Here is a 12,074-nt window from a genome sequence, read left to right as displayed (position 1 = left end):
ATTAAACGTCCGATTGGTGAAAGGCTACTAATCAGTGAGAGATGCCCTGCTGATCAAAATTCCCCTTTATGAACGTGGCGTTTCTGAATATGTATAAATCACTTGCCCGCCTCGCTGTGCGTTACCAATGAAATGCTTAAAGTCTTCTCTATTTACAACAACTTCTCTGAACGTATAAAATACATCTTTCGTAACAACATACTCCTTTATTTCACCATTTTTTAGCTGATCTAAAATTGTATTTGCTAATTCTTTATCCATGTATTTCACCTCTCTGCAATATTTTATTTTATCGTATATTCTATAGGTCAACAACTGTAAATTTATCCCGCTATTTGCAGGTAGTGCGATTGGTGTTGACTACTAATCAGTCGTGGAATGAACAAAAAATCTTACTGATTAACGTTTCACTTTATCTCGTTGTTATGCCATGATTTTATTTTCGTTATTTCGCAAACAATATCGTTTTACTATATGTCCACTAAATATCATATACTAACATAGCTACTTCTCTATATCAAACATTTCGGCATTCAATTATGCAAAGTTCCATACCACTATGCTACAATATACAAATAGAACTAGGAGGGATACTATGATTCGGAAAGCAAAAAAGACAGATGCAATGGCAATAGCTCCTTTATTGTATAATGCTCTGCATGAAATTGCTGAAAAAATCACAGGTAGCACAGATGAAGCAGAAGTATTACTAGGACTTGAGACATGGTTCTCAAAAGAAAATAACCGTCTGAGCTACGAAAACTGTTTTGTCTATGAACAAGACGAGAGTGCAGTTGGAGTTATTGTCGCTTATCACGGTAGTGAAGCAACACAGCTTGACGCACCAATTGTACATCACTTAAGAGAATTACATAAAGATGAATCAATTACGTTAGAAAAAGAAGCTGAGCTTGATGAGTATTACATTGATACACTATCAGTTTCAAGTGCACACGGCGGAAAAGGTATCGGTTCTAAATTAATTGAAGTTGCCGAAATCTATGCAACTGAAAAAGGGCATGAAAAAATCGCTTTACTTGTTAATTTAGAAAACACACGCGCCTATTCACTATACGAAAAGTTAGGTTATAAAAAAGATGAAATTGTTATGCTAGTAGGCGAACCTTATGCTCATCTCGTAAAACCATTAAACGTCAAAATTTCTATATCTTAAAAAGAAAGCACACGATTTATATAAATCGTGTGCTTTTATGTTAAATTCGTATTTAATATATTTCCATCCATCGCCTCGTGAAACGTATATGTTGTACATCCCCATGGCTTTCTATGCAAAATAGGCGAACCAGACCATCCCATTGCCCTCAGCTCCGTTCCAATCATCGAATTAAAATAATTATGACCTACAAGAGCAATACTTCCATGTACGAGAGCATAACGATGTAATACGTAAGCTGCTTGCCTTGCCCTCTCTCTTACTTCCTTATAAGATTCAACATTTTTATGGTAACCAAGTATCCATAATGCTCGTCCAATACACATCCATACGTTAAGTTTACACTTCAACCATTTTGGCGCATAAAAGCTCGCCGGAACTGCCACTTCCCTAAAAAGAGAATTTTGTATAAAACATAAAGAATCCATTAATTCAGCTGCTGACTGTACAGCACACTTTTGATCACTCGTTACAATCAATTTCGCTACTTCAACCGCTTCTCTTGTTTCCAATGGTATAGGTTGTTTTTCTGTTATAGTATGTAAGTCATATCCTTTTATCCATTCATGAAAGGATGTAACCGTCATTGGTTCTATAGTACAATCTAAGCGACCATGACGAATAAAAGAAGTCTTCATTCTTTTCACTCTCCATTCATCACTTATGAACTCTATTATGCACTAGTTCTAAACATCATACCACGCAAGAAAATAGAGTTATATACCTTTACATCTCCCCACCATTATCATGTGTTATCGAAGCATGGATACCATCCATCCCATCAAAATATGTACTCGTATCATATTGACGAATCTTTTTTAAATGCATATAAGAAAATAAAAATAAAATTAAAGCTATAACACTCCCCACAAATTCAAACATCATTTTACCGCCTCTAATTTCTCCCACTTCAGCAGGTTATTCTACTTTTTCATTATACCTCGATATAAAGATTCTCGCATTTTTGCTATTTTTTTCAAAAAACATGGATTTTCTACATATTTTCTTACAAAAAGTGAATATTTTTCGAATTTTTACTTTGGAAACATTTACAAAGTAGGAAATATGGTTCAAAATAGGAGGAAATAAAAAAACCCAAATTTATTCTTTTTTTGGGAAAACTGTAACAAGGAGAGTTGCTTATGCAGATCGCAGAAACTGGAGATATCATCGAATTTAAAGGTGGAATGCAAGGCCGTGTTCAAAAAGTAAATCAAAACTCTGTTATTGTTGATATAACAATTATGAAGAATTTTAGAGAACTAGATATGGAACCTCTTACAGTTGTAAGTCATAAAAACTATACTGTCATTAATCAAAATGCATAATATAATAGAAAGAAAGGGCCTGTATACTATACAGGCCCTTTCTTTCTATTAACGATTATCAATTGTTTCCGGATATAGATCGTGGTTCATCATGCGGTAATCAGCCATTTGTTCATACTTCGTCCCTGGGCGCCCGTAGTTGCAGTATGGATCAATTGAAATACCACCACGTGGTGTGAATTTCCCCCATACCTCAATATAACGTGGATCCATTAATTTAATTAAATCGTTCATAATAACGTTCATGCAATCTTCATGGAAATCACCGTGATTGCGGAAACTAAATAAATACAACTTTAAAGATTTACTCTCTACCATTTTTTGCTCTGGAATATAGCTAATATAAATTGTTGCAAAATCTGGTTGTCCTGTTTTCGGGCATAAACTTGTAAATTCAGGACAATTGAATTTTACAAAATAATCACGGTTTGGATGATTATTATCAAATACCTCTAATATTTCTGGGCTATATTCAAATAAATATTTTGTATTTTGATTCCCTAGTAATGTTACATCTTTTAAATCTTCATCTAATCTTCCTGTCATTTTAAACATCCCTTCTCGTTATACGCCGCGCTTATTTCCCCATACTAACGCATGAAGCTGAGGCAATACTTTTGCATCATTCATCTCTTTACAATTTACAGCTTTATCAATCAGCCATTCATACTTATCTAATAATTTTTTTATAAGCATCGCATCATCCACTGTTTTTGTATCATCGTTTCCTACTTGTAAGAAAAATGGTACCTTTGGATAACGTTCGTGCATCTTAACTGCATATTCAAAATCATGATCATCGAATACTACTACTTTTAAACTAATATCTTTTCCTGCTAGTTTCTGAATAATAGCATCTAACCTCTGAAAATCTGTTTTCATCGTTGAACTTGGTGGTTTTGGAGAAATTGTTATCTCATCAATTTGAAGTAACCAATCTTGCCATTTACTCCCTTGCGTTTCAATTGCCGTTCGCATTCCATTTTCTTTTAATATAGAAAGAAGAAACTCAATATTTTTCAGTAATGCCGGATTTCCACCTGAAATCGTAACATGAGAAAAATTTTCTCCTCCAATTGCAACAAGCTCATCCCAAATATCTTCTGGTGTCATCTGTCTAATTTGATCTTTAGCTGATCCATCCCACGTAAAAGCAGAATCACACCAAGCACAGCTATAATCACAACCAGCTGTACGGATAAACATTGTCTTTTGCCCTACAACCATTCCTTCACCTTGAATAGTCGGACCGAATATTTCTAAGACAGGGATTTTACTCATCAAGCATCCACTCCCGTCTTACTTCCGCATAACTAGTCGGCGTCTCAAATAGACGAACAAATTCAACGCGAGCTCCTTTATATTCGTTCACTCGATTCTCTTTTGTTAGTGCTTCTGCCATCTTTTCATAAATCCAAACGACCATATTTTCAGCAGTCGTATTCATTGCAGGTAACGTTTCGTTTAAATAACGATGATCTAGATAAATTTCTATTTCATTCTTCCAAATTTCTTTTATATCTCCAAAGTCAATTGCAAGACCTATTTCATTTACATATCCACTAATTCCAAATACAACTTTATATGTGTGACCATGTAAGTTTTTACATTTCCCTTCATAACAGTGTAAATGGTGTGCTGCATCAAATGTAAATTCCTTGCTGACCATTACTCTTTTATTATGGTATTTGAGTTGTTTACGCTGAATATCCTTGTCCATTTTTTGCAAATTCTCTACGATGCGAAATCCAAAAAAGTTATCCATTAGTTGTTCGCTCCTTCGCGTTCTTGTAGGTACGTATCTAATCCTGCTTTACGAAGTTGACATGCTGGACATTCACCGCAACCATCACCAATGATTCCGTTATAACATGTTAATGTTTTTTCTCGAACAAACTCAAATGCTCCAAGTTCATCTGATAATTTCCATGTTTCAGCCTTATCAATCCACATAAGTGGCGTGTGAATGACAAACGGGTAATCCATAGATAAATTTAAAGTAACATTTAACGATTTCACAAACACGTCACGGCAGTCTGGATAACCACTGAAATCAGTTTCACATACACCCGTTACAATATGACGTGCTCCAACTTGTTTTGCTAATACAGCAGCAAATGATAAGAAGAGTAAATTTCGTCCATCTACAAATGTCGATGGCAATTCACCTTCTTCATGTGTAATCTCCATATCCGTTCTCGTTAAAGCATTTGGAGCAAGTTGATTTAATAGACTCATATCTAGTACCGTATGCTTTATTCCTAGTTCTTTTGCAATTTCCGCTGCACAATCAATTTCTAGCTTATGACGTTGATTGTAATTAAACGTTACAGCTTCTACCTCTGCAAACTGCTCTATTGCCCAAAATAAACATGTCGTACTATCTTGTCCTCCACTAAAAACAACAACTGCTTTTTCTTTTTTCATTTCACTCATTCTCCTTCTCTACTATAAATAAGAAGAAAGAACGTTCTTGAACTGTCACAATAAAAAAACAAAACAATACCTAAGGATATTGTTGTTTCCATAGTTTTTTATAGAGGGAGTTCGCGAACCTCTCCCGCGCGGTGCACGGAATTTCTTCTTTCATTGACACAGCTTATTGTAACATATTGTATACTAGCGTAAAAATTTCTGATTTTTCAGCTATTTATTATTTCATTTCTTTCATTTTATAGTATGATTAATTTAATATAAGAAGAGAGGAGGCATCCCACTGAAACCCTTTATTATTTATCTCTTTTTAAATATATTATTCATCCTGATTACAATGCTCGTATATCATTTATTTTGGAATCAAAAAGGGAAACGCTCTCCTAAATTAAATTCAGCTATATTCATTGTACTCTGTTGCCTTGCTACCGTACTCTGTATTACATTTGCAGCAAAAACAAATAATGGTTTTCAATTTGATATGCGCCATATTGTATTAATTGTCGGTACATTAACGGGAGGGCCTATTGCTGGTGGTTCTATCTTAGTTGTATTAAACATATATCGCTTATTATTAGGTGGGATAGGTGTTTTCCCATCTCTTATCGGTTCTGTTCTTCTATTTATTGTTCTATTATTAACATATAAATTTTTCAATCGAACTTCTAATCGTATAAAAATAACACTTGCTATTATCTACAGTCTCACATACGGATTTAGTTGGATACCCTTCTTCCTTTCAAAGGTTACAAATAAGACTGATTATATACCGCATATTATTGTGTATGAATTATGTTCAATGCTTGGTACGATTCTAATTTTATATTTACTACACATATTACAAACTCAAGTTCGTCTCCAAAACGAACTTATAAATGCTGAAAAGTTTCATTTAATTGGTGAAATGGCAGCGTCTATCTCTCATGAAATTCGCAATCCATTAACTTCAACGAAAGGTTTTTTACAACTGTTACAATCAGATACATGCACTGAGCAGGAACGAAAATTATATATCGACATTGCCATTAATGGCATCGAACAAGCAAATCATGTTCTTACAGATTATTTAACCTTTGCTAAACCAAGCATTGAAAAAGAACAAACATTACAGTTAGAAGAAGAATTACTACATGCATTGTCGTTAATTACACCGCTTGCTAATTTAACAAATGTACGTACTCATTATATAAAGCAAAGCACTTCTTTTTTTATCGCTGGAGAAAAGCAAAAACTAAATCAATGTTTATTAAATATTTTAAAAAATTGCATTGAGGCTATGCCAAAAGGCGGTGATCTTTATTTCACATTAGTTCCTGATCATAAGCATATTCAGTTATATATAAAAGATACAGGAGTCGGTATGGATTCAGAACAAGTAAAACGTCTTGGTTCGCCCTTTTATTCAACGAAAGAAAAAGGTACTGGACTTGGAATGATGGTCGTATTCAGTGTTGTTCAAGCTATGAATGGAAAAATTGATATTATAAGTGAAAAAGGAATCGGTACAACCTTTTTATTAACTTTTCCACTCATACAAAAAACGTGATGAAATACTCATCACGTTTTTTCTGTTCCTTCAACTAATTCAGCAAAAGCTTTCACTTTTCCGTGCGGTTGTTGATTTTCTTTACGTGCTTTCCAGGCGCGCTCTTCTTCTCGCTTCTTCTTAGACATGTTTTTTCAACTCCTTCTTTTCTTTCTCCATGTAGTATTCCAAAATAAGAAAGAAAACTATGCACGTATCAAAAAAGAAGTGGTTTCCCACTTCTTCCACTTTAGCGTTGCAAAATTGCATGTTTCGCCTCTTTTAACTGCGTAAGATGTCTTTGTTCATGCAAATCAAGAAATTGAACCCATTGATACAAATTCAGATCATTAAAAACAGGATGCTTTAATCCATTTTCAAATAAATCTTTTTCATCTATAACACTATGAAGCGCGTGTAATAGTTCTTGGCGTGAATGTTCTAGTAATTGAATTCCTTGCTGTTTTTTCATTAAAGTTTCTGTTGGTTGCATTTGCTGAGGAGCTTCTCGTTTATGTGTGCGATCAAGCGTAAGTTGGAGGTCTTTAAATGGAGTCATGTTTCTTTCATTTTTTTGTAAAGCATATACAAGGGCAGACGTGACAGATTGTTCAACTAAATGCAAGTGGTGTAAAATTTGAATAATACTCCATTTATCACGGCGTGGCTTTACATTCACTTCTGTGTCATTTAACATTTCAATTTCTGATAATAGCGTGCTTCGAGTAGCCTGTAATGAGTTTACTAAACTTTCTAAACTTACATCCATATTAGATTGAAGCATACTTGTTCCCCCCTTTTGTTGGTGAAAAGAGGTGCTCCTTATTAGAAACACCCCTTCAGTATTCTGAATTTTCTTTTATTATCTCATCATTTTCCCATTATGTCGATGTTAAACATGTGAAAAAAGCGCATGTTTTTTACAATTTTGTGTCGTCAATCGCATGTAACCATGCTTCAATTTCTGTAATAACACTTTTCACACAGCCTTCAGCAAATGGTGATGTTAAATTTGCAACCTCTACTAATTCTAAGAACGATTTACTTCCACCTTGTTGGCACAGATTCACATAATCTTCCCACGCCTCTTGTCTATTATCTCTTGCACGTTTCCAAAATTGTAGCGCACAAATTTGAGCAAGCGTGTAATCAATATAATAAAACGGTGAGCTATAAATATGCCCTTGACGTTGCCAAAAACCACCGCGCTCTAAATAATCATTCTCCTCATAATCACGATGTGGTAAATATTTCTTCTCTATGTTACGCCATGCTGTCTTACGCTCTTCAGGTGATGCTTCAGGATTTTCATATACATAATGTTGATATTCATCAACAGATACACCATAAGGTAAAAACAGAAGTGCTGAACTTAAGTGAGAGAAGTAATATTTATCTGCATCTTCTTCAAAGAATAGCTTCATCCATGGCCATGTAAAGAATTCCATACTCATAGAGTGGATTTCACACGCCTCATATGTTGGCCAATTATATTCTGGAATTTCAAATTTACGACTTTCATATACTTGGAAGGCATGACCTGCTTCATGTGTTAATACATCAATGTCACCAGATGTTCCATTGAAGTTTGAGAAAATAAATGGCGCTTTATAATTCTCAATATATGTACAATATCCGCCACCAGCTTTTCCTTTTTTCGCAACTAAATCTAATAAATCATTATCTAGCATGAAATTGAAAAATTCATCTGTTTCAGCCGATAACTCTTTATACATTGTCTTTCCATGATCAACAATCCAATCCGCATCTCCTTTTGGAGTTGGGTTACCTGTAGCAAACTCAAAGTTTTCGTCGTAATAAGCTAACTTCTCTACACCGATACGTGCTTGTTGTCGCTTTCTTAATTCCGTTGTAACGGGAACGATATAATCTAGCACTTGCTGACGGTAATTAGCCACCATCTCCGCATTATAATCTGTACGGTACATTCTTGCATATCCAAGTTCAACAAAGTTTTTGAAACCTAAAGATTTTGCGATTTTCGTTCTCACTTTAACAAGCTCATCATAAATACGATCTAGTTCTTCCTCATTTCCAGCTAAAAATCCGTAGTATGCTTCACTTGCTGCTTTACGTTCGCTTCTTTCTTTTCCTTGCATAAACGGAATCAGTTGCGATAACGTTCTTTCTTCTCCAGCAAAGTCAATTTTTGCAGATGCTAATAACTGTGTATATTGCGATGATAATTTATTTTCTAATTGTAAATCTTTCACGACTTCATCTGAATATGTTTTTAAATCACATTCTGCTAGAGCAAATAATTGTTTTCCATAATACGCCTCTAATTCTTCACGAAATGGAGAATTAATGAGTGCCTTATAATATTTTGTACCATATCCTTGTACAACTGGAGAGAATTCATCAAAGAAATCCTGCTCCTCCTTATAAAAAGTATCCGTCGTATCAACAGAATGGCGAATGTAACAAAGGTTTCCCATTGTACCAAAATCGTTGCGAATCTCATTAATTGAATGAATGACTTGTTTTTGTTCTTCTACAGTTTTTGCGTTATCAAACTTCTCTAAAGCAACAGTAAATTTCTCTTTTAACTCTTCAATATTTGGGCGTTTATATTCATAGTCTTTAAATGACATGAACGAGCCTCCTCTCCATTACATACCTTTATTATAATTCAATACGTATTCTTGAATTCCCTCTTAATTTTCAACAAATTTCGGCAGTGACTGCCCTGAGTTCATTACAAATAAAAAAGCCTTGGATTTATTTATCCAAAGCTCCTTTGGAACATATTATTTTTCATACTTCCCAATTTTTTTTAATAAATCAAGTAATTCATCTTTTTCATCTTTCGTTAACATTTCAAAAGACTGATGTATAACTTTCTCATGCCCCGGAAAAATAGAAGCAATAAAGTTCTCGCCAGACTCAGTTAATTGCGCGTAAATAACACGTCTGTCATTCGGACATGGAATTCTCTTTACTAATCCCTTTTTCTCCAGCTTATCTACAACATATGTAATGCTGCCACTAGCTATTAAAATACGCTCACCAATTTGCTGAAGTGGTTGACCGCCTTTATGATATAGCAGTTCTAATACAGCAAATTCAGTTGGATTTAATCCGTTACTTTGTATAGATTTATTTGTAGTATCCATAACAGAACGATGTACACGAGATAATGCAATAAATACTTTTAAAGATTGAGAAATATCTTCTCGTTCATTATTTGATGTCATACAACTTTCAACCCTTCACTTAAATTCTCAGCAATAAAAAGAAAATGCCACTTCATACTTCATGTGAATTCCGAATGAGCATTCACTCATCCATTTCCTCTCCCCTAATATATTAAGAATCATTCTTGAATAAAAACATGACAATTTTAACATAGTTTATATATAATGATAATAAAAAAAGAAGGAGTACCACATTTGAAAGTCAAATTCCAAAGCATAATTGTATATATATTGCTTGTTATCCTACCGACAATAGGGATTGGTGCTACATTTTATTCGTATCATACATATAAAATGAAACAGGAAAACAAATTATCTGCTCATACAGTTCTCTTTTTATATAGAGATTATTTGGATCATCATCTTGGTGAAGCAATTTCTGCTTTAGACATGCTTGCAAAAGTTGTAGGCACCGAGACTGGTAATATAAATGGCATTAAACAAATTGTACATGATACAGATGGAAACGATGCACGCTTTTCTGGTCTATATTACGCTACACCAGAAGGAGTCATTACAATCGCATCTGAAGATGAATCAAAGCCTATAGATGTTTCAGACCGTAAATATATTCAAGACGCGCTCCAAACTAAAAAAACCACTGTATCATCAGTCATTACTGATCGCGTTCTTGGACATAAAGCTATTATAATTGCTGCCCCCATATTTAATAAACAGAAGGAGCTCTCAGGATTATTATTAGCTAGTTTACGCTTTGATTACATTTCATCTTCTTTAAATGCCATTAAACCACAATACCATTTTGAGGTAACTGATAAACATGATGTAGTTTTTCTAACCGATGATAATAACGACACAAGTGATACGCATTCTAATATGCTTACTACCCCACTCCAAAGATTAAATTGGAAGGTTTCTGTTTCTCCATTACCTATTCATCAAAAAACCTTATACCAGTGGGTTACAATAGAGTGTATAGCTACTTTATTTTTAATGTCTATTTTATTTTTACTTGCTCAATATATGTTGTTAAAACGGCAAACAAAACTTGAAAGACAACAAAATGAACTACAGAAAATTGAATTAGTTGGAACTTTTGCAGCGAGTACAGCACACGAAATCCGTAATCCTCTTACTGGAATTAAAGGGCTCGTCGCTCTATTAAAAGAGAAATATAAAGATGAGCAAGATCAGTTCTACTTTTCCGTAATTGAACAAGAAATAGAGCGAATCAATGAAATTGTAAGTGAATTTCTTATTCTCGGAAAGCCAACCGCCATCATCGAACAAACGTATGATGTAAGAACAATTCTAAATGAGGTAGCATTAATTATTCAATCTGAGGCGAATTTACATAACATTGCATTCCATTTACATTTGCCAGACCATCCTGTTCATATCCGTTGTTCGAAAGACCATATGAAACAAGTGGTTTTAAACATTACAAAAAATGCAATTGAGGCCATGACTTCTAGTGATACACTAACCATTGTAGTAAAAAACAATGAAACACACGCACAATTGCAGATTATAGATACTGGAAAAGGGATTCCACAACATATTCAAAAACACCTCTTTCATCCGTTCTTTACTAATAAAGATACTGGAACAGGTCTTGGACTTGTCATATGTAAACGAATTGTAGAGATGTATAATGGGCATATTTTTATTGACAGTACAGAAAACGAAGGAACAACAGTTCATATCGAAATTCCGTTACACATAGTATAATTATCCTTATCCTATAAGGGTAATTATACTTATTTCATAAAACCAGCCACAAGCATTCGCCAAAAATTATTTGATTTTCCTTCATACCCGATTTGGAAAATAGGTATTTTTATAATTGAAAACCATTTCGGTGTTTGTTTTTCTTTATAACATTGATATTGTAAAATAAGCTTGTCCAATTCTTGACTAACTTGAATTGTCTCCCTACTATTTAGCCCACTTGTTAATCCTAGTTGAATCATTTCTTCACGTTTCATATGAATATCACGTGAAAGCTTTTCTAATGTGTACTTCCTTTTTACAGTAAACATCCATATCCCCCTTATTATACTTCCATGCTCTTAACTTCACTTCTCCATTGACTTTTTTAACTACTTAATCATATGCAAATTTGAAGAATCAGAAAATTTAACATTTTCTCCCTGTAATTTACAAATCTTTACCCTCACTTTGAGAATTATTACAAATTATTCTATCTTTGTAAATACATTCGCAATAATAGACATTTTTTTCATCTTGTTTTTTTATAAATTCTACGTAAACCGAGGATTCTTAATTTTCCATCTACTTTTCTTCGACATTTTTTGTTTAATTTATATAAAAAAGCAAAACATAATGATGATTGATAAAGTGAAACTTTAATCAGTGTTTTTTGTTCAGCCCCCACTGATTATTAGCATTCACCAATCGGGCGTTTATAGGCA

Annotated in this window: 16 protein-coding genes and 1 riboswitch; of the genes, 4 read left to right on the top strand and 12 right to left on the bottom strand. The window is 33.9% G+C overall.

The genetic code is table 11. From position 1 onward, the window contains the following. Positions 1-66: 66 nt before the first annotated feature. The gene (locus BC_RS06720; protein WP_000356684.1) at positions 67-261 is read right to left on the bottom strand and encodes a hypothetical protein; all 195 of its coding nucleotides are present in this window, start codon (positions 259-261) and stop codon (positions 67-69) included. Positions 262-595: 334 nt separating this feature from the next. Between BC_RS06720 and BC_RS06715 the strand changes: the two genes are divergently transcribed. Then, positions 596-1,174: a GNAT family N-acetyltransferase gene (locus BC_RS06715; RefSeq protein WP_000619543.1), complete on the top strand. Its 579-nt coding sequence runs from the start codon at positions 596-598 to the stop codon at positions 1,172-1,174. A 35-nt stretch (positions 1,175-1,209) separates the two neighbouring features. Here BC_RS06715 and BC_RS06710 read toward each other — a convergent pair whose 3' ends face one another. Together BC_RS06710 and BC_RS06705 are read right to left on the bottom strand one after the other, a co-directional pair. After that, positions 1,210-1,812: a hypothetical protein gene (locus BC_RS06710; RefSeq protein WP_000858080.1), complete on the bottom strand. Its 603-nt coding sequence runs from the start codon at positions 1,810-1,812 to the stop codon at positions 1,210-1,212. An 88-nt stretch (positions 1,813-1,900) separates the two neighbouring features. Further along, positions 1,901-2,083, bottom strand: a complete 183-nt coding sequence (locus BC_RS06705; RefSeq protein ID WP_002023607.1) for a hypothetical protein — start codon at positions 2,081-2,083, stop codon at positions 1,901-1,903. A gap of 233 nt (positions 2,084-2,316) precedes the next feature. Here BC_RS06705 and BC_RS06700 point away from each other — a divergent pair, with 233 nt between their 5' ends. Continuing rightward, complete coding sequence (locus BC_RS06700; RefSeq protein ID WP_001165082.1) at positions 2,317-2,502, top strand: YkvS family protein; 186 nt, start codon at positions 2,317-2,319, stop codon at positions 2,500-2,502. Positions 2,503-2,550: 48 nt separating this feature from the next. Here the strand turns inward: BC_RS06700 and queF are convergent, their stop codons facing one another. Genes queF through queC form a run of 4 tightly spaced genes read right to left on the bottom strand, consistent with a single transcriptional unit; the run spans position 2,551 to position 4,929 of the window. Beyond that, positions 2,551-3,048 carry a preQ(1) synthase gene (gene queF / locus BC_RS06695; RefSeq protein WP_001986050.1) on the bottom strand — a complete coding sequence of 166 codons (498 nt, stop codon included), beginning with the start codon at positions 3,046-3,048 and terminating at the stop codon, positions 2,551-2,553. Between the two features lie 18 nt (positions 3,049-3,066). Continuing rightward, positions 3,067-3,783 (bottom strand): 7-carboxy-7-deazaguanine synthase QueE, encoded by a 717-nt coding sequence (gene queE, locus BC_RS06690; protein WP_000036294.1) that lies wholly within the window; start codon positions 3,781-3,783, stop codon positions 3,067-3,069. Then, entirely contained in the window at positions 3,776-4,267 is a 492-nt protein-coding gene (gene queD / locus BC_RS06685) for a 6-carboxytetrahydropterin synthase QueD (protein WP_000368414.1), read from the bottom strand. Before queD ends, queE begins: the two co-directional genes overlap by 8 nt. Next, positions 4,267-4,929 carry a 7-cyano-7-deazaguanine synthase QueC gene (queC, locus tag BC_RS06680; protein WP_000711595.1) on the bottom strand — a complete coding sequence of 221 codons (663 nt, stop codon included), beginning with the start codon at positions 4,927-4,929 and terminating at the stop codon, positions 4,267-4,269. Before queC ends, queD begins: the two co-directional genes overlap by 1 nt. Before the next feature lie 93 nt (positions 4,930-5,022). Continuing rightward, positions 5,023-5,066: riboswitch (PreQ1 riboswitch) on the bottom strand. Between the two features lie 206 nt (positions 5,067-5,272). Here queC and kinB point away from each other — a divergent pair. Continuing rightward, positions 5,273-6,481 (top strand): sporulation sensor histidine kinase KinB, encoded by a 1,209-nt coding sequence (gene kinB, locus BC_RS06675; RefSeq protein WP_000964151.1) that lies wholly within the window; start codon positions 5,273-5,275, stop codon positions 6,479-6,481. An 11-nt stretch (positions 6,482-6,492) separates the two neighbouring features. Here the strand turns inward: kinB and BC_RS27965 are convergent, their stop codons facing one another. The 4 genes from BC_RS27965 to BC_RS06660 all read right to left on the bottom strand — a co-directional run bounded on the left by BC_RS27965 (position 6,493) and on the right by BC_RS06660 (position 9,678). Then, positions 6,493-6,609 (bottom strand): DUF6254 family protein, encoded by a 117-nt coding sequence (locus tag BC_RS27965; RefSeq protein ID WP_000038355.1) that lies wholly within the window; start codon positions 6,607-6,609, stop codon positions 6,493-6,495. A 101-nt stretch (positions 6,610-6,710) separates the two neighbouring features. Continuing rightward, positions 6,711-7,244 (bottom strand): DinB family protein, encoded by a 534-nt coding sequence (locus BC_RS06670; protein WP_000941961.1) that lies wholly within the window; start codon positions 7,242-7,244, stop codon positions 6,711-6,713. A gap of 136 nt (positions 7,245-7,380) precedes the next feature. Then, complete coding sequence (locus tag BC_RS06665) at positions 7,381-9,075, bottom strand: M3 family oligoendopeptidase (RefSeq protein ID WP_000008577.1); 1,695 nt, start codon at positions 9,073-9,075, stop codon at positions 7,381-7,383. A 156-nt stretch (positions 9,076-9,231) separates the two neighbouring features. Continuing rightward, positions 9,232-9,678, bottom strand: coding sequence for a MarR family winged helix-turn-helix transcriptional regulator (locus tag BC_RS06660; protein WP_000203336.1), 447 nt, complete (start codon positions 9,676-9,678; stop codon positions 9,232-9,234). 195 nt (positions 9,679-9,873) lie between these two features. Between BC_RS06660 and BC_RS06655 the strand changes: the two genes are divergently transcribed. Further along, positions 9,874-11,370, top strand: a complete 1,497-nt coding sequence (locus BC_RS06655) for a DUF3149 domain-containing protein (protein ID WP_000865066.1) — start codon at positions 9,874-9,876, stop codon at positions 11,368-11,370. A gap of 29 nt (positions 11,371-11,399) precedes the next feature. Here the strand turns inward: BC_RS06655 and BC_RS06650 are convergent, their stop codons facing one another. Then, positions 11,400-11,681 (bottom strand): aspartyl-phosphate phosphatase Spo0E family protein, encoded by a 282-nt coding sequence (locus BC_RS06650; RefSeq protein WP_000495536.1) that lies wholly within the window; start codon positions 11,679-11,681, stop codon positions 11,400-11,402. Positions 11,682-12,074 lie beyond the last annotated feature (393 nt).

The organism is Bacillus cereus ATCC 14579 (assembly GCF_000007825.1).
GTDB classification, from domain to species: Bacteria; Bacillota; Bacilli; order Bacillales; family Bacillaceae_G; genus Bacillus_A; species Bacillus_A cereus.
Note: the sequence above shows the minus strand (reverse complement) of the source record. Positions and strands in the feature narration are given on the sequence as shown.

Bases quoted from the DNA above. Each gene is read 5' to 3' on its own strand.
- BC_RS06720 (WP_000356684.1), bottom strand. From the start codon at position 261: ATGGATAAAGAATTAGCAAATACAATTTTAGATCAGCTAAAAAATGGT.
- BC_RS06715 (WP_000619543.1), top strand. From the start codon at position 596: ATGATTCGGAAAGCAAAAAAGACAGATGCAATGGCAATAGCTCCTTTA.
- BC_RS06710 (WP_000858080.1), bottom strand. From the start codon at position 1,812: ATGAAGACTTCTTTTATTCGTCATGGTCGCTTAGATTGTACTATAGAA.
- BC_RS06700 (WP_001165082.1), top strand. From the start codon at position 2,317: ATGCAGATCGCAGAAACTGGAGATATCATCGAATTTAAAGGTGGAATG.
- queF (WP_001986050.1), bottom strand. From the start codon at position 3,048: ATGACAGGAAGATTAGATGAAGATTTAAAAGATGTAACATTACTAGGG.
- queE (WP_000036294.1), bottom strand. From the start codon at position 3,783: ATGAGTAAAATCCCTGTCTTAGAAATATTCGGTCCGACTATTCAAGGT.
- queD (WP_000368414.1), bottom strand. From the start codon at position 4,267: ATGGATAACTTTTTTGGATTTCGCATCGTAGAGAATTTGCAAAAAATG.
- queC (WP_000711595.1), bottom strand. From the start codon at position 4,929: ATGAAAAAAGAAAAAGCAGTTGTTGTTTTTAGTGGAGGACAAGATAGT.
- kinB (WP_000964151.1), top strand. From the start codon at position 5,273: ATGCTCGTATATCATTTATTTTGGAATCAAAAAGGGAAACGCTCTCCT.
- BC_RS27965 (WP_000038355.1), bottom strand. From the start codon at position 6,609: ATGTCTAAGAAGAAGCGAGAAGAAGAGCGCGCCTGGAAAGCACGTAAA.
- BC_RS06670 (WP_000941961.1), bottom strand. From the start codon at position 7,244: ATGCTTCAATCTAATATGGATGTAAGTTTAGAAAGTTTAGTAAACTCA.
- BC_RS06665 (WP_000008577.1), bottom strand. From the start codon at position 9,075: ATGTCATTTAAAGACTATGAATATAAACGCCCAAATATTGAAGAGTTA.
- BC_RS06660 (WP_000203336.1), bottom strand. From the start codon at position 9,678: ATGACATCAAATAATGAACGAGAAGATATTTCTCAATCTTTAAAAGTA.
- BC_RS06650 (WP_000495536.1), bottom strand. From the start codon at position 11,681: ATGTTTACTGTAAAAAGGAAGTACACATTAGAAAAGCTTTCACGTGAT.